Genomic DNA, 14674 nt, shown 5'->3' with positions numbered 1-14674 from the left:
CGGGTGTCTGCAGCGCCCGTCGGCGTCGTGATTATGCTCAAAAGGAGCAAAACCAATAGAGGATGATATAGACCCCCGTTCGGTTGGGTACAAGCCCACTTTATCTTGAAGACCGGTCAGGCCGCCTGGATCTCGGGATCCATGAGCCGGGCGATGGTGCGGGCCAGGAGTTCCGCCGAATAGGGTTTGCGTAGCAAGGGCCACGGGGCGTCCACCGCCGTCGAAAGCGTCTCGCCAGTGTACCCGGACGACAGAATGATTGGCAGTCCGGGTCGCATTTCCGAGGCGATGCGCGCCAGGTCCACGCCCGATTGTTCGCCCGGCATCACCAGGTCGGTCAGCATCAGATCTATCGGGCCAGGCTGCCCGAGCAACTCGACGGCACGATCGACGCCGTCGGCGCGGGTGACGTGGTGGCCCAGCTCCTCAAGCATGGCCGCGACCATGATGGCGACTTCGATGTCGTCCTCGACCAGCAGCACGCGCAGAGCGCTGGCCTTCACAGGGGCCTGTTCCACCGGGGCGTCAGCAGCCTCGGCGGGCGCCTCGACACGGGGGAGATAGAGACTCACGGCGGCGCCCTGGCCGGGCGCTGTGTCGATCGCCACCCCGCCGCCGCTCTGGCGGGCGAAGCCGTAGACTTGGGACAGGCCAAGTCCGGTGCCCTTGCCGACCTCCTTGGTGGTGAAGAAGGGTTCAAAAACTCGCGCCAGGACGTCGGGCGCCATGCCGACCCCGTCGTCGCGGACGACGACCTGGATGTACTCGCCAGCGGGCATGTCCGGCGTCTGTCCTTCGCTGAGAACGGAGATGCTGGTTTCCAGCCGCACCGCGCCGCCCTTGCCCACGGCGTCGCGGGCGTTGACCACCAGATTCATGATCGCAGCGTCGAACTGACCAGGATCGACCAGGGCGACGGCGCCTGGCGCGGTTGGCGCGAGGTTCAGGGAAACGGCCTCGCCGACGGCGCGCCGGAGCAGCGGTTCGCTCTCTTTCAGCAGATCGTCGATGCGAACAAACTCGGGCTTCAATGCCTGGCGCCGCGAGAACGCCAGCAGTTGGTGAGTCAGGCGCTCTCCGCGCCGCGCCGCGCCGAGGGCGGCCTCAAGCATCTTGCTACGCCGTTCCGCGTCGTCAGGCCGCCGTTGCATCAGGTCGAGCGCGCCGATCACCACGGTCAGCAGGTTGTTGAAGTCGTGCGCCACACCGCCGGTGAGCTGGCCGACCGCCTCCAGCTTCTGGGCATGGTGCAGACGGGCCTGCGCCTCGTCGCGCTCGGCCAGGGCCGCCTGGACCCGCTCCGCCAGCAGGTCGTTGATCCGCATAAGGTCAAGCTCGGCCTTTTTGGTGTCGCTGATGTCGATTCCGATGCCGACGAAGCCGGCGAACTCACCATTCGGTCCTGAGCGAGGCTGGGACACCGAGCGAATCCAACGCCAAGAGCCATCAGCGCGCAAGTAGCGGGCCTCGAGCGTGAACAGGGCGCGGGACGCTTCTCCCGCCACCTGTTCCTTAAGGACCCGGTCTAGGTCGTCCTTGTCGATGCGGTGACGCCATTCGAACGCCAGGGCTTCGTCATATGACGTGCCGAGGAAATCGACATAGGCCTGGTTGACGAATTCGCGACGGCCGTCGGCGCGCGAGACCCACAGCAATACCGGGGCGCTGTCGGCCAAGGCGCGGAAGCGGGCGTCACTCTCACGGACCTTTTCGAAGGCCATGCGGCGTTCGGTGATGTCGATGTTGACGCCGGTCGCCCGCACGATGCGGCCGGTGCCGTTCTGCAGCATCTCGCCTCGCGAGAGCAGCCAGCGGACCTCGCCGTCGGGGCGCACGACCCGGTACTCGGTCGGAGCCATCTTGCCGGTTCGGATCGCCGAAATATTGCTCTGCCGAACCCACTCCTGGTCGTCCGGGTGGACGCTCTCCAGCAAGGTGCGGATGTTCGAGTCGCCGCCCGGCGCGAGGCCCAGATTGCGGTAGAGGGTGGGCGACCAGTAGCCCTCGCCGGTCAGCACATCCCAGTCCCATAGGCCGACCTCCCCGGCGTCCTGGGCCAGTTGCAGTCGTGCTTCGCTGCGGTCGAGCGCGGCCTGGGCTTCGTCCAGCCGTAATACGATCTCGCGCAAGCGGCCGGCCACCACGACGGTGACGGCCCCGGATATCGCATAGAGGACGATGTCCGCCTGCTCGGCGAACTGCTGGGGCATCGCCGCGCGCGAACCCAGCCCGATGGCCAGGGCGGCGGCCAGGGTCACCCAGCCCCAGCGCTGGCCTGCGAAAAGGGTGGCGACGATGAAGGCAGGAAAATAGGTCGGCGAGAGGGAGAAAGCGTTCTCCCAGCCCACGAACATGCCGCAGATACCGACGGCCGCCATCATGGCGCAAAGGCTGATGGCCAACGCCACCGGGAAGGGGGGCGAGCGTCTGGGGATAAATCGCAACGGCAGGGCGACGGGGCTCATTTGCACCGGACGCTCCTTAAACTCCGGCGCTGGTGAGCCGGTTCGGTGAGCATGCTGGCGCTGGCGGCTGGGCGCAACTCTCGATATCGAAAGGTTTGATCGCTATTTTCGCCCGGTTGCGGTCTATGCTGGCCGGCTCGGAAATGACGTAAGACCTTGCGCCTGAACCTTTCGCAGATCTTTTCGCAACGCGGTTTGATCCTGGCCCTGGCGGTGACCTGCGCGGGCGCGGTGATCCTGTTGGCCTGCGCTAACCCCAACTACACCGCTAATGAGGTGAGCAAGTCTCGCGGTTTGGCGGCGGTGGCGGGCACGCTTTCCGACCGAGGGCTCGCACGTCTCACCGCCGACATGGACCCGGCCATGCTCTCGCTCGCCAAGCGGCACGATCCGGTGCGCCAGGCCGATCCCTGGGGGCGCACGATCGGTTGGACCAGTCTCGACATCACCAAAATTCCGGACCTTGGCCTGGGACCAACCTCGGTGGAGACCGCCGAGGAGATCAACGCCCTGCGCGCGTTCTCCAGGCTGCCGATCCGGCCGATGCGGCCGTTCGTCCTGACCGCCGACGGTTCGGACCGCGCCCGCGCGCTGAAGTGCCTGTCAGAGGCGGTCTATTATGAAAGCGCCCGCGAGCCGAGGCTGGGCCAGGAGGCCGTCGCCCAGGTCGTGCTGAACCGGGTGCGGCATCCGGCCTATCCGAAGTCGGTCTGCGGCGTGGTCTATCAGGGCGCGGCCCGCACAACCGGTTGCCAGTTCAGCTTCACCTGCGACGGCTCCCTGCGATACGCGCCCGAGCCTGGACTGTGGGCCCAGGCCCAGCGGGTCGCGCGCGAGGCGCTGGCGGGGCACGTTAACAAGGCGGTGGGCTCGGCGACGCACTATCACGCCAACTACGTGGCCCCATACTGGGCCCCGACCCTGGTGAAGATGAAGCAGGTCGGTCTGCATATCTTCTATCGCTGGACGGGTCCCTGGGGGGAGCCTCCGGCGTTCACGGGGCGCTATGCAGGTGGCGAGGCCTATCTGTCGCCCGCCATCCTCGGCGGGCTGGACGCGCGCACCAATGGGTTGCTCGATCCCGAGGCCCAAGGCATCGGCGGCAATCGGAAACTGACCCTGGCGGTGGCTGGAGAGGTGCGGACCTACACGGTCGCCGACGCCTCGGCCCATGGCGGCGAGAAGACCCGGGTGCTCGGAACTCTCTATGCGCCCCGGCGCAAGCCGACGGCGGAAGAGATCAAGGAAATCAACAAGTCGCTGGCGGCCATGGACGGCGGCGCGGCTCCGGCGCCTGCGCCCGGCCCCGCGCCGACTTCGCCGGCGTCGGATGGCGGCGCCCCCGGCGCGCAGTAGGCTATCCGTTGAAGGCGTTTGGATAGGCGACCAGCAGCGCCTCATCCAGGGCGCCGTCTTCCAGGGCCAGGGCCATGAAGGCCGGGTTTCCGGAGTAGGGCGATTTCACCTTGGCGGAGGCCTCGGTGCTGAAACCGAACTTTGGATAATACTCCGGATGCCCCAGCACGATCACCGCATGGACGCCGAACTCCTTGGCGGTCTCCAGCGAGGCGGCGGTCAGGCGTTTGCCCACGCCGCTACGTTGACGATCGGGCCGGACCGCTAGCGGCGCCAGGGCTGCAAAGAGATTGATGCTATCGGCCCAAAGCCGGCTGTAGAGGATGTGGCCGACGATCTCGCCGCCGTCCTCCTCGACCAGTTCGAACATCACGTCGCCCGCCGAGCGCAACCGCTCGACCAGATCCGCCTCGTCGGCCTGGCCGAAGGCGGCGTGAACGACAGCTCGGATGGCGGCCTGGTCGGCGGGCGTGACGTGACGGATCATCGGCCCAGTCTAGGCGAGCCTCACTTCAGGGGAAGGCAGATTTCGGTAAGCAGCTCAGCAGGCGGCGTGCTGGCGGATCGGTCAGGTTCACCTCTGACATCGGGCGGTCTGCTGGCTGCTACCCGGTGCTTGCGCACTTGGCGCGCGCAACCAAGGCGAGCGTGATGCGTTGGCCCTCAGGCGCCAAGACGCCTGGGTAGGGAGAAATTCGTCATGTCATTGTCCAACAAGCGCGAGCTGAGTCTGCTCAAGCACGACGAAGCCGAGGTCGTCCGGACGACTCACTATCCCGCCATTCAGGAGCTGGATCGCAAGGCGATCGCCGAGGCGCGCCGCAAGTTGACGACCCTGCGCGACACCGAAAAGACCTTTGCCCGGCAGAAGGCGCGTGAAGTACGCGGCAAGTCCGACGCGCGCGGGGGCAGCTTCCCCGGCACCGCCGAACGCCCGCTGGAGCGCAAGCAGGTGTTTTCCAGCGCTCTGCGCCGGGTGAACAAACAGGCTGCGCGCCTGGACGCCGCCGATGCGCGGGCCGCCCACATTAACGCCTCGCGACGCGCCTTGGCGATGCGCCGATCCGCCCCGCCGAAACATCATCCCGACGCCGGGAAGACGGCCGATGCAGGAATGGTCGCGACCAGCAACACGAAGGGCTCGACCAAGACGGCGCCCGCCAAGGTTGGCAGCGTGTCCCAGGCCAACAAGAACGCCCAGGCCAAGCGCGATAAGCGCTAGCGGTCATTTCGACGAGCCGATGAAAGGCCGGTCATGGTGCGAACCAGGGCCGGCCTTTCACATTCGAGGTCTAGGAGGCCTAGTCGCTAGCGACCCAAGAAACGTCGGCGCCCAGGGCGTTCAGGTTTTCGACGAACTTCGGGTGCGCGCGCTGGATTGGCGCGGCGTTGAGGATCGTGCTTTCGCCTTCGATGCTGGCCGCCAGCATGAACAGGGCGATGGCGACGCGGATGATGTAGGGGCTGTCCACCGTGGCCGGGGTGAGCGGCTTGCCGCCGAAGGTGATCAGCCGGTGGGGATCGCACAGCATGGCGTGGGCCCCGAACTTGCCGAGTTCCGAGGACCAGCCCAGCGCGCCGTCATATACCTTGTTCCAGAACATCACCTGGCCCTCGGCGCGCACGCCCAAGGCCACGAAGATCGGCAACAGATCGGCCGGGACATAGGGCCATGGCGCGGCCTCGACCTTGGTCAGGATGTTGGAGGTGAAGGGTTCGCGCACCTTCATCGGGCCGTCGACGCGGGCGCGGCTCCAGCCGTTCTCGTGGGTCACCTCGACGCCGAACTTGGCGAAGGTCCGGTCTAACAGCGGAAACTGCTCGACCGAGCCGTTGCGGACCGAGATCTCGCCGCCGGTGATCGCGCCCATGGCCAGGAAGGTCGCGACCTCATGGAAGTCGTCAGCGAAGGTGAACTCCACGCCGCCCAGGCTGTCGACGCCATCGACCGTGATCCGCGATCCGCCGACGCCTTCAAGGCGCGCGCCCATCAGAGTCAGGAACTGGCAGAACTCCTGGACGTGCGGCTCGCAGGCCGCATTGGTCAGGCGCGACTGGCCCTTGGCCGTGGCCGCGCACAGGACGAAGTTCTCGGTGGTGGTCACCGAGGCGTAGTCGAGCCAGTGGCTGACGGCGGTGAAGCCCTTGCCGCTGGTGATGACGGTCGCCGATGGCTCGCTGGTGACGAGGCCGCCGAACGCGCGGAACACGTCGATGTGCGGGTCGATTTCGCGCGAGCCGAGCGTGCACCCCGTCACGTCCTCTTCCAGGCTGGCGCGGCCGAACCGGTGCAGCAGGGCCGGGATCAGCATGATCGAGGAGCGCATGCCCAGCGGCAGGTGAGCGGCCTTTGGATCGAGGCCCGTGCCGTGATGCAGGCGCAGCGTGCTGGTCTCGAAATCCATCTCGACCGAGCTGCCGAGATTGCGGAAGAATTCCAGCAGCTTACGGACGTCGGTGATGTCCGGCACGCGGTGCAGGATGATCGGCTCGTCGCTCAGCAGCGTCGCGCAGAGCACGGGCAATACGGCGTTCTTGTTGGCCGAAGGCGTGATCTCGCCCCGTAAGGCGCGTCCGCCTCGCACGATCAGGTTCGTCATGGCGGCGCAGCGCCCCGTTTCTTCGAAAGGGTGGTTGAGGTGGTCCGTCCGGGGAAGGTCCCCGGGCTAGCGCAGGTCTAGAGCTACCAGACGCCGATCTTCGCGGCTTCCTGGTGGCTGATCGGGTGGTGGGCCTTCTCGTGGTCTTCTTCGGCCAGTAGGCGCGCGGCTTCGAGCGCGGCCATGCAGCCCATGCCCGCAGCCGTCACGGCCTGGCGATAGACGTCGTCGGTGACGTCGCCGGCGGCGAACACGCCCTTGATCGCTGTCGAGGCGCTGCCGGCCTCGACCTTCAGATAGCCGGCGGAGTCGGCTTCAAGCTGGCCGCGGAACAGTTCGGAGGCCGGCGCGTGGCCGATGGCGATGAACACGCCGTCCGCCGGGATCTCGCGAACCTCGCCGGTCTCGGTGTGCTTCAGCTTCACGCCGGTGACACCCATCGGATCGGTGCTGCCGACCACTTCGTCGATGGCGTTGTTCCAGATCACTTCGATCTTGGGGTGGGCGAACAGGCGTTCCTGCAGGATCTTTTCGGCGCGGAACTCGTCGCGGCGGTGCACGACCGTCACCTTGGAGGCGAAGTTGGTGAGGAACAGAGCTTCCTCGACCGCGGTGTTGCCGCCGCCGACCACCACGACCTCCTTGCCGCGATAGAAGAAGCCGTCGCAGGTGGCGCAGGCCGAGACGCCGAAGCCCTGGAATTTCTGTTCGGTCTCAAGGCCGAGCCACTTGGCCTGGGCCCCGGTGGCGATGACCAGGGTCTCGGCCAGCCAGACGGCGCCGCTGTCGCATTCCAGCCGGAACGGACGCTGTGACAGGTCGGCCTTGATGACGATGTCGTTGATGATCTCGGTGCCCACATGGGCGGCCTGGGCCTGCATCTGTTCCATCAGCCAGGGTCCCTGGATGACGTCGGCGAAGCCTGGGTAATTTTCCACGTCGGTGGTGATGGTCAGCTGGCCGCCCGGCTGGATGCCGGCGATCAGCACCGGATTAAGCAGGGCGCGCGCGGCGTAGATGGCGGCGGTGTAGCCGGCCGGGCCAGAACCCAGGATCAGGCAGCGTGTGGTGCGGGGAGCGTTCTCGGACATGCCGCATATTTAGGTGAGATTCTGGTCGGATGCGACGGGCACGGGGCGTGGTCGGTTAACGCAGGTCTCAAAGAACGTATTTAGTTGGGGGCGAACGCCCTCCCGCGGGTGGCTCAGGCCGTTTCGCGCGGCGCGGCGATGACCTGCAGGAACGCCTGGGCGACCCGGTCGGCCCCCAGCCCGTCGCAGATGTCGAGGCTGGCCGCCGTCAGCCGCGTACGCGTAACCGGATCGGTCAGCAAGCGTACGGCCGCGCGGTCAAACGCTGTGTCGAAGTCGGGCGCCTGGGCGTCCACCACCATGACCGCGTCGCGTTCGAGCAGCGCCTGCGCCGCGGGGCGCTGATTGTCGGCCAGGACGACCAGCAGCGAGGGCAGGCCAAGCGTGCACCGCTCCCAGGTGGTGGAACCGCCGCCGCCGACAGCGATGTCGGCGTTGAGGGTCAGGTCGGCCATGTCCTGGGCGTCGACGTGCAAGGTCAGGCGTGGGTCGTGGGCGGCGATCCGGGTCAGACCCGGCAAGCTTGGCGAAGCGCTGCCCAGGACTATGTCGAACGCCAGTTGGCCGTTGCGCTGACGCAGGCGGTCCACGACGCGGGCGGTGATGGCGCCGACGTCGGTGAGGCCGAGCGCGACCAGCACGCGTGCGACCGGTCCGCCACGTCTGGCCAGCGCTTGTTCGCGGAGGGCGGCGAATTCCGGGCGCACCGGCGCGTAGCTGGGACCGAGGAGCAGCCGAGCGCCGGGTGCCAAAGCGGCATAATCGACCTCGGTCCTTGCTGGGCCGGGATCCAGCACCAGGTCGGCCCCGAGCGGGCGATCAGCGAGATCGTCGATCACCAGCGTCGGCCGGCCTTGCGCGACGGCTTCGTGCTCGGCGCGGCCAAGTCCGTAGTGGTCGAAGACCACGGCGTCGAAGCGCATGCCCATGGCCGCGCGCAGCACCGAATCTGAATCGATGGCGTCGGTGTCCTCGCGAGCCATGTCGGGCGCGAAGACGTCGAGGATGACGCCCGCCTGCGGCGAGGCGAGGAACACGCAATCCGCGCCGTGCGGTTCGAGCGCGCGCGCCAGGCTGAGCGAGCGCATCACATGGCCGCCTCCGACCGAGGGGCCTGCATTGGCGACGAAGAGGACGCGCGGGCGGAGAATCATGTCCGCTACAGGGAAGGCCGAAACCAACACTTTGGAAAGGCTATGTTAGCCCGGAACGGGGCGCTCGCCTCGTTCGTCGTAGCGGCGCAGCACCTCATCGGCGGCGCGATCGGTCTCGGCCAGTGGTGGATACTGCCAGCTATGGAAGGCCCCGCCGAAGGGGCGGGCTGCGCCCAGGCTCTCGAGGTCTTCGTGGAACAGCCTGAACTTCAGGCTCTCGCCCTCCATCTTCAGGACGAACACCGGCTTGCCGGTCGAGGCGGCGTCGGTCGCGAGATTGGTCGAGTCCTCGGTGACCAGGATGTAGTCGGCCGCCGCCAGATAGGCGAAATAGGGGTTCTCGCCTTCACCGTCCCAGATCACGCCCGGCAGGTGCTTGAGGCGTGCGGCCAGGATCGCGCGGGCAGGTTCGGGGGTGCGGCGCGTAAAGCTGACCATGACCGATCCGCCCTCCTGGGCGACCGGCAGTTCGATCTCGCGCGCCATGGCGGCGGCGCGCTCGACTGACAGGTCATGGGCCTTGGACTTGCCGCCGATGATCACCGCGACCCGCGGGCGGGGCAGGGGCTCAAGCTCGGCCTTGAAATGTTCCAGATCGCCCGCGAGGCGGTCGGCGTTCACTCGTCCGGGCGAGCCGGTGATCGGGAAGACGTTATCGCCGGCCAGACGGTCATGCCTTGGCGGAATGACCAGGTCGAACAGCCGCGTGGGCATGCGCGGATCCTGGATCTGGACCACATAGGTCTTCTTCTTCGACCAGCCCTTCACGCGAATGGACAAGGGCAGGGTGGCGCGGCCGGCCGCGATCCACAGATCGGGCCAGGGCGGGGTCAGGTCGCTCTCAGGCGTCAAGAAGCTACGCGGCGCCAGGTTGAGCCACCAGGGCAGACGCCCGATCCAGCTCTTCCAGCCGACACGCTTGACGATGATCCTGGCCGGGCGCTTGCGCGCCACCGCGTTGGCGAGGCCCACGACCTGGGCCTCGATGCCCGCGCGCCCGTCCGAGACCGCCCAGATGATGAGCGGGGTCTCGGAGGACGTCGGATTGGATGCAGTCAAGTCTGGCCTAGACCCACTCGACCTTGAGGATCTCATAGGCCTTGCCGCCGCCGGGGGTGTTCACCTCGACGACGTCGCCCATTTCCTTGCCGATCATGGCGCGGGCCAGCGGGGAAATGATCGAGATCTTCCCCTGCTTCACGTCGGCTTCGTGCTCGCCGACGATCTGGTAGCGAGCCTTTTCCTCGGTGTCTTCGTCGACCACGGAGACCGTGGCGCCGAATTTCACCTGGCTGCCGGAGAGCTTCGAGACGTCGATGACCTGCGCGCGGGCCATCCGGTCTTCGATCTCGGCGATCTGACCTTCGATCCAGCCCTGACGCTCTTTGGCGGCATGATATTCGGCATTCTCGGAGAGATCGCCATGCGAGCGCGCTTCCGAGATCGCAGCGATCACGGCGGGACGCTCGATGGTCTTCAAACGCTTCAATTCAACGTCGAGGACTTGCCAGCCCTCGGCGGTCATCGGGACTTTTTCCATGATAGGTGAGGACTCGGTCGCCTTTAAGGGAGTTCGTTGCCGGCCGCGGGCGCAGGCGTCCGGGGGGGTAGAGGATAGATGCGGCAGCGCAAAAACTCAAGGGCCGCGACCATCGAGTGTTATGACGCGCCGCGCGCGGGATCGTTTTAACCTGTCCAGGAACGGGGTAGCGGGGTCTCCGCAGGGTTCCTAGATTGACCGTATTCTTCAGAGGCCCAGCATGAAAACCAAGCCCGCGATCACGCTATACCATTCGCCGGCCAGCCGCGCCTTCACGGCCTATTGGCTTCTCGAAGAACTTGGTGTCCCGTTTCAGGTGGTCAATGTGGATATCCGCAAGGGCGACCAGAAGAAGAGGGACTATCTGAAGCTCAACCCGTCAGGGAAGGTGCCGACCCTCACCGACGGCAAGGTCGTGGTGAGCGAGAACCCGGCGATCTGCATCTATCTGGCCGACCGCTATGGCTATGGCGGCCTGGCGCCGAAGATCGAGGACGTCGATCGCGGCGCCTATCTGAAGTGGATGGTCTATTCGACCGCCGTGCTTGATCCGTTGATCAGCCTGCACCCCAAGCATATCGACCTGCCGGGCGCGGAGACCGGCTTTGGCGCCTTCGACGACATGGTCGAGGTGCTGGCCAAGGCGGTGAAGGGACGAAGGTACCTGCTCGGCGAACGGTTCTCGGCGGCCGACGTCATGCTGGGGTCGACGATCTCGGCCGCGCTGCGCCGCAAGACGTTGCCGGAAACCGCGGCGCTGCTCGACTACAATGCTCGCCTGACGGTTCGCGACGCCTACCACCGGGCCGCGGACGCGACCTGGCCGGAATGGCTGTTCGTCTAGCCGGTCAGTCGCTCTCTGAAATGATCGCGCCGATGAGTTCGGCCTCGTCGGGCGCCTCGTAGACGCCTTCGATGAAGTCGAACATTTCCTGATTGACCGGCATGGCGAAGCTCTCACCGCGAACCTCGTTGCGCTCCAGCACGCGCGCGCGGCGGACGTCCTGCGGCGCGGTGACGAAGTGGAACTGGATCGGCAGCTCGACCGCCGCGGCGATCTCCGCGACGCGGGCGCGGTCGGTTTTGCGCATCAGACCCAGGTCGAGGATCACAGATGTTCCGGTGGCGATAACGCCAGCGGCGGTCGACCAGATCTGCGACTCGCAACGCTCCACCCGTTCCATCATCCAGGCGAACTCGATCGGCTCAGGCATGTCGGCGGCGAACAGCCGGGCCATCCAGTCGTCGATGGCGAAATGGACGGCCGGTTCGCGGCGCGCGAATTCCTTGGCGTAGGTGGACTTGCCGGCGCCCGAGGGGCCGAAGACGACGTGAAGCGTAGCGGTCATGGCCCGCCCGTAGAGCATTTCCGGTCGATCGGAAACGCTCTCGGGCGGTTATTTTTGACGCAAGGCGGTCGCGGGGGCGCTACTTGATCGAGAACCCGCCATCGATGACGATCTCGGCGCCGGTGACATAACGGCTCTCGTCGGAGGCCAGCCAGAGCACGCCGTTGGCGATGTCTTCCGGGAAGCCCTTCTTGCCGAGCGGCACGCCTTCCAAGGTCATGGCGTCCAGCACCGCCGGGCGCGGCGGACGGGCGTTGTCGCCGACGTCGCCGGTCCCCATGATCGAGTCCCAGATCGGGGTCTCGATGATCCCGGGGTGTACGGAATTGACCCTGATCCCGTCCTTGGCGGCGGCGCATTCCAGGGCCACGGACTTGGTGAACAGGCGCACCGCGCCCTTGGTGGCGCAATAGCCGGCGAGGATCGCCGAACCCTTCAGGCCGGCCACCGACGACATATTGATGATCGACCCGCCGCCGTTCTCACGCATCAGCGGGATCGAGTGCTTCACGCCGAGGAAGACGCCGTCGAGATTGACTGCGGTCTGCTTCTGGAAGTCGGCCAGGGGCATGGTCAGGACCGAGCCGCTGAGGCCGATGCCTGCGTTGTTGACCAGGATGTCCAGGCGGCCGTGCTGGGCCTTGATGGCCGCGACGACGTCGATCCAGGGCTGCTCGCCGGTGACGTCGTGAGGAAGATAGCTGGCCTTACCGCCCGCGGCGGTGATGTCGGCGACTGTCTGCGCGCCCTTGTCGTCCTGCACGTCGGTGACGACGACGATCGCGCCTTCCTGCGCCAAGCGTTCGGCGCAACTGCGGCCGATGCCGCTTGCTCCACCGGTGATCAGCGCAACCTTACCCTCGACCCGTCCGGCCATGAGCATCCCTCCCATTGGTAATCATTGTTTAGTTAGGCCTACGACTAGCCTAGCTCTGCGATCAGGGCCAGCCTTTCGCCGCGTTGAGATTCGAGCCGCGAGCTCGACCAAGGGAGGTTTTCGATGAGCGTCACCATCCGGCCCTGCGTTGCGGGCGACGAAGCTGCGCTAGCGCTGGTGGGGCAGGCGACCTTCCTGGAAACCTATGCCGGCGTCCTGCCGGCCGGCGACATCCTAAGCCATTGCAAGACCCAGCATAGCGAAGCGCTCTACGCCGATTGGCTGGCCAAGCCGGGCTATCGGCTGTGGGCGGCCGAGATGGACGAAGGGGGAGCGGTGGTGGGCTATGCGGCCCTGACCCCGCCAGACCTTCCCGTGGCGACGGGCGAGCGGGATGTGGAGCTGAAGAGGATCTACGTCCTCAATCGCTTCCATGGCACGGGATTGGGGGCCAAGTTGATGACGACGGCGATGGATAGCGCCGCAAGCGAGGGTTTCACGCGGATGCTGCTCGGCGTGTTCGGGGGAAACTCGCGCGCAATCGCCTTCTACGCCCGCCAGGGCTACGCCGAGGCGGGCGTCCGGAAGTTCCGTGTAGGCGCCAATGAGTACGACGACCTGGTCTTGGCTCGATCTCTCTAGGCCGTCAGCCGCAGGCGCCTACCAGGTGACGTTCCCGTTGGCGGTGAGCAGGCCGACCAGCATGGCGGCGCCCAAGGCGATGATCAGACCCACGACGATAAGGTCTGTGTATCCCTCGAAGCGCTCCAGCAGGTGCCTATTCTTGCGATGGTGGACCTCACCTTCATGATGCCCGGATTGCATGGCTTTTCCTTCGCATACTGTTCCAGAGGACATGTCCTCCGCCAGACTGCGACAGGCGCCCAGGTGGGCCTTCCGGCTGGTCATCAGGGGCCGCCGGAGCTCGCCCACTTTCGCGCCTGCCGAAGCAAGGCGATGCTTGAAGCCTGCGCCTTGAAAGAACGGCGGTCAATCAGCATTCACGGTTAAGTGCTTCATAGGCCAGAGGGTAGGAGCATTTGGCGTCACGCCGCCCTCGAACGCGGCTGAAAGCTTGGCCATTGACAGCCGTCGATGATCACGATTTGTTCTCATCAAGCTTACTTGGGTTTGGGGATGCTGGGTGATGCGATCGATCTTGGCGCTGATTTGCGCAGTTACCTTGGCTGCGTGCGCACCGGCGGAGGCGGCGCCAGGGTCACGCGAAGCCTTCCGGGACGCCTTCGCCCTACGGGCGGAAAAGGCGATGCCGGGCGTGAAGGTCAAGGCTTTGGATGGGGCGACGCTGAGGATCACCTGGCCCGACGGGACCCGCAAAAATCTATCGATGACGACCTCCTACGAATACTACGAGAAGGATCCGGGGCGATCCGAGGAGATCATCGAGGGCCTCATCGCCACGCTTCAGGAGGAGGCCGAGGGGACGCCAGCGTCGCGGGACAACTTGGTCATTATCGTTCGTCCCGTGGGCGCGAAGGTCGAGCTTGGTAGCGGTCAGGCCATTTCTCTCAGCAAGCCGTTCGTCGGCGACATGATCCAGATACTCGCCGTCGATAGCGAAACCTCAATCCGCTACGCAGGCCGGGACGATCTGGTGAAGCTCAAGCTTAGCGAGGCCGATGCCTGGAAGCTTGGCCTGTCAAACCTCTCCGTGCGCATGGGAAAGCTTGAGGCCGTACGGTTAGAGGGTGTGGACGGCTTGCTGGGTGTGGGCAGCGAGAGCGGTCTCGGGCCGAGCGCGCTTCTTAGATCGCCGCCGTGCGGTCCTGGCTCCCAGCGGCCCGAGGGGCAGCTCGCCCTGGTGATGGCGCGAGATTTCTTCGCTGTCCCGGCGACCGATCAACCAGCCTCGCTGGCTGTGTTCTGGGCAATGGCCAGGCATGAGGCCGCAAGCCCCGACGCCTTTTCACGCACCGCGATCATCTGCAAGGGCGGGCGATGGATCCCCATCGCGCCGCCCCCAGGTTGAAGCATCAGCCGTAGCTCTGCAGCGGGCGGACGTCCAAGGTGTCCGTCGCGGTCGCTGCGATCGCCTGGGCGGCCGCTAGGGCCCCCGCGGCGGTGGTGAAGTAGGGGGTCTTCATCATCAGGGCGGTCCGACGGATGGCGAAGGAGTCGGCCAGGGACTGCTTGCCCTCGGTGGTGTTGAAGACGAGCTGGACCTCGCCGTTCTTCATGGCGTCGACGATGTGCGGACGGCCTTCCAGGACCTTGCGGACCG

The 14674-nt window shown here is 66.1% G+C and carries 16 protein-coding genes; 5 read left to right on the top strand and 11 right to left on the bottom strand.

The window, feature by feature from the left end; translation table 11 throughout:
* Nucleotides 1-116 precede the first annotated feature (116 nt).
* Entirely contained in the window at nucleotides 117-2465 is a 2349-nt protein-coding gene (locus tag Q8M13_RS10450; RefSeq protein WP_305299896.1) for a PAS domain-containing sensor histidine kinase, read from the bottom strand.
* Between the two features lie 156 nt (nucleotides 2466-2621).
* On the opposite strand from Q8M13_RS10450, the gene Q8M13_RS10445 reads away from it, so the two are divergent.
* Nucleotides 2622-3821: a cell wall hydrolase gene (locus Q8M13_RS10445; protein ID WP_305299895.1), complete on the top strand. Its 1200-nt coding sequence runs from the start codon at nucleotides 2622-2624 to the stop codon at nucleotides 3819-3821.
* Between the two features lies 1 nt (nucleotide 3822).
* Here the strand turns inward: Q8M13_RS10445 and Q8M13_RS10440 are convergent, their stop codons facing one another.
* Nucleotides 3823-4308, bottom strand: coding sequence for a GNAT family N-acetyltransferase (locus Q8M13_RS10440; protein WP_305299894.1), 486 nt, complete (start codon nucleotides 4306-4308; stop codon nucleotides 3823-3825).
* A gap of 213 nt (nucleotides 4309-4521) precedes the next feature.
* Between Q8M13_RS10440 and Q8M13_RS10435 the strand changes: the two genes are divergently transcribed.
* Nucleotides 4522-5043, top strand: coding sequence for a hypothetical protein (locus Q8M13_RS10435; RefSeq protein ID WP_305299893.1), 522 nt, complete (start codon nucleotides 4522-4524; stop codon nucleotides 5041-5043).
* A gap of 79 nt (nucleotides 5044-5122) precedes the next feature.
* Here the strand turns inward: Q8M13_RS10435 and Q8M13_RS10430 are convergent, their stop codons facing one another.
* The 5 genes from Q8M13_RS10430 to greA form a co-directional block, all read right to left on the bottom strand.
* Nucleotides 5123-6421, bottom strand: coding sequence for a UDP-N-acetylglucosamine 1-carboxyvinyltransferase (locus Q8M13_RS10430; protein ID WP_305299892.1), 1299 nt, complete (start codon nucleotides 6419-6421; stop codon nucleotides 5123-5125).
* Between the two features lie 83 nt (nucleotides 6422-6504).
* The gene (gene trxB / locus Q8M13_RS10425) at nucleotides 6505-7512 is read right to left on the bottom strand and encodes a thioredoxin-disulfide reductase (RefSeq protein ID WP_305299891.1); all 1008 of its coding nucleotides are present in this window, start codon (nucleotides 7510-7512) and stop codon (nucleotides 6505-6507) included.
* Nucleotides 7513-7625: 113 nt separating this feature from the next.
* Complete coding sequence (pseG, locus tag Q8M13_RS10420) at nucleotides 7626-8666, bottom strand: UDP-2,4-diacetamido-2,4,6-trideoxy-beta-L-altropyranose hydrolase (RefSeq protein WP_305299890.1); 1041 nt, start codon at nucleotides 8664-8666, stop codon at nucleotides 7626-7628.
* A gap of 45 nt (nucleotides 8667-8711) precedes the next feature.
* Nucleotides 8712-9725, bottom strand: coding sequence for a mitochondrial fission ELM1 family protein (locus Q8M13_RS10415; RefSeq protein ID WP_305299889.1), 1014 nt, complete (start codon nucleotides 9723-9725; stop codon nucleotides 8712-8714).
* 7 nt (nucleotides 9726-9732) lie between these two features.
* On the bottom strand, nucleotides 9733-10206 hold the full coding sequence (gene greA, locus Q8M13_RS10410) for a transcription elongation factor GreA (protein ID WP_305299888.1): 474 nt from the start codon (nucleotides 10204-10206) through the stop codon (nucleotides 9733-9735).
* 220 nt (nucleotides 10207-10426) lie between these two features.
* Here greA and Q8M13_RS10405 point away from each other — a divergent pair, with 220 nt between their 5' ends.
* Nucleotides 10427-11050 (top strand): glutathione S-transferase family protein, encoded by a 624-nt coding sequence (locus tag Q8M13_RS10405; RefSeq protein ID WP_305299887.1) that lies wholly within the window; start codon nucleotides 10427-10429, stop codon nucleotides 11048-11050.
* 4 nt (nucleotides 11051-11054) lie between these two features.
* Here the strand turns inward: Q8M13_RS10405 and Q8M13_RS10400 are convergent, their stop codons facing one another.
* Nucleotides 11055-11555 (bottom strand): ATP-binding protein, encoded by a 501-nt coding sequence (locus Q8M13_RS10400; protein WP_305299886.1) that lies wholly within the window; start codon nucleotides 11553-11555, stop codon nucleotides 11055-11057.
* 79 nt (nucleotides 11556-11634) lie between these two features.
* Complete coding sequence (locus tag Q8M13_RS10395; RefSeq protein WP_305299885.1) at nucleotides 11635-12432, bottom strand: SDR family NAD(P)-dependent oxidoreductase; 798 nt, start codon at nucleotides 12430-12432, stop codon at nucleotides 11635-11637.
* A 123-nt stretch (nucleotides 12433-12555) separates the two neighbouring features.
* Between Q8M13_RS10395 and Q8M13_RS10390 the strand changes: the two genes are divergently transcribed.
* On the top strand, nucleotides 12556-13074 hold the full coding sequence (locus tag Q8M13_RS10390; RefSeq protein WP_305299884.1) for a GNAT family N-acetyltransferase: 519 nt from the start codon (nucleotides 12556-12558) through the stop codon (nucleotides 13072-13074).
* Nucleotides 13075-13092: 18 nt separating this feature from the next.
* Here the strand turns inward: Q8M13_RS10390 and Q8M13_RS10385 are convergent, their stop codons facing one another.
* Nucleotides 13093-13257: a hypothetical protein gene (locus tag Q8M13_RS10385; protein ID WP_305299883.1), complete on the bottom strand. Its 165-nt coding sequence runs from the start codon at nucleotides 13255-13257 to the stop codon at nucleotides 13093-13095.
* Nucleotides 13258-13579: 322 nt separating this feature from the next.
* On the opposite strand from Q8M13_RS10385, the gene Q8M13_RS10380 reads away from it, so the two are divergent.
* The gene (locus Q8M13_RS10380; RefSeq protein ID WP_305299882.1) at nucleotides 13580-14422 is read left to right on the top strand and encodes a hypothetical protein; all 843 of its coding nucleotides are present in this window, start codon (nucleotides 13580-13582) and stop codon (nucleotides 14420-14422) included.
* A 4-nt stretch (nucleotides 14423-14426) separates the two neighbouring features.
* On the opposite strand, the gene Q8M13_RS10375 is transcribed toward Q8M13_RS10380, so the two are convergent.
* The coding region (locus Q8M13_RS10375; protein WP_305299881.1) for a hypothetical protein at nucleotides 14427-14674 on the bottom strand (248 nt) is incomplete at its 5' end.

Source organism: Phenylobacterium sp. (genome assembly GCF_030681155.1).
In the GTDB taxonomy this organism is placed as follows: Bacteria; Pseudomonadota; Alphaproteobacteria; order Caulobacterales; family Caulobacteraceae; genus Phenylobacterium.
Note: the sequence above shows the minus strand (reverse complement) of the source record. Positions and strands in the feature narration are given on the sequence as shown.

Excerpts from the sequence above, each read along its gene's own strand:
- Q8M13_RS10450 (WP_305299896.1), bottom strand. The coding sequence starts at position 2,465 with ATGAGCCCCGTCGCCCTGCCGTTGCGATTTATCCCCAGACGCTCGCCC.
- Q8M13_RS10440 (WP_305299894.1), bottom strand. The coding sequence starts at position 4,308 with ATGATCCGTCACGTCACGCCCGCCGACCAGGCCGCCATCCGAGCTGTC.
- Q8M13_RS10435 (WP_305299893.1), top strand. The coding sequence starts at position 4,522 with ATGTCATTGTCCAACAAGCGCGAGCTGAGTCTGCTCAAGCACGACGAA.
- Q8M13_RS10430 (WP_305299892.1), bottom strand. The coding sequence starts at position 6,421 with ATGACGAACCTGATCGTGCGAGGCGGACGCGCCTTACGGGGCGAGATC.
- trxB (WP_305299891.1), bottom strand. The coding sequence starts at position 7,512 with ATGTCCGAGAACGCTCCCCGCACCACACGCTGCCTGATCCTGGGTTCT.
- pseG (WP_305299890.1), bottom strand. The coding sequence starts at position 8,666 with ATGATTCTCCGCCCGCGCGTCCTCTTCGTCGCCAATGCAGGCCCCTCG.
- greA (WP_305299888.1), bottom strand. The coding sequence starts at position 10,206 with ATGGAAAAAGTCCCGATGACCGCCGAGGGCTGGCAAGTCCTCGACGTT.
- Q8M13_RS10405 (WP_305299887.1), top strand. The coding sequence starts at position 10,427 with ATGAAAACCAAGCCCGCGATCACGCTATACCATTCGCCGGCCAGCCGC.
- Q8M13_RS10400 (WP_305299886.1), bottom strand. The coding sequence starts at position 11,555 with ATGACCGCTACGCTTCACGTCGTCTTCGGCCCCTCGGGCGCCGGCAAG.
- Q8M13_RS10395 (WP_305299885.1), bottom strand. The coding sequence starts at position 12,432 with ATGGCCGGACGGGTCGAGGGTAAGGTTGCGCTGATCACCGGTGGAGCA.
- Q8M13_RS10390 (WP_305299884.1), top strand. The coding sequence starts at position 12,556 with ATGAGCGTCACCATCCGGCCCTGCGTTGCGGGCGACGAAGCTGCGCTA.
- Q8M13_RS10385 (WP_305299883.1), bottom strand. The coding sequence starts at position 13,257 with ATGCAATCCGGGCATCATGAAGGTGAGGTCCACCATCGCAAGAATAGG.
- Q8M13_RS10380 (WP_305299882.1), top strand. The coding sequence starts at position 13,580 with ATGCGATCGATCTTGGCGCTGATTTGCGCAGTTACCTTGGCTGCGTGC.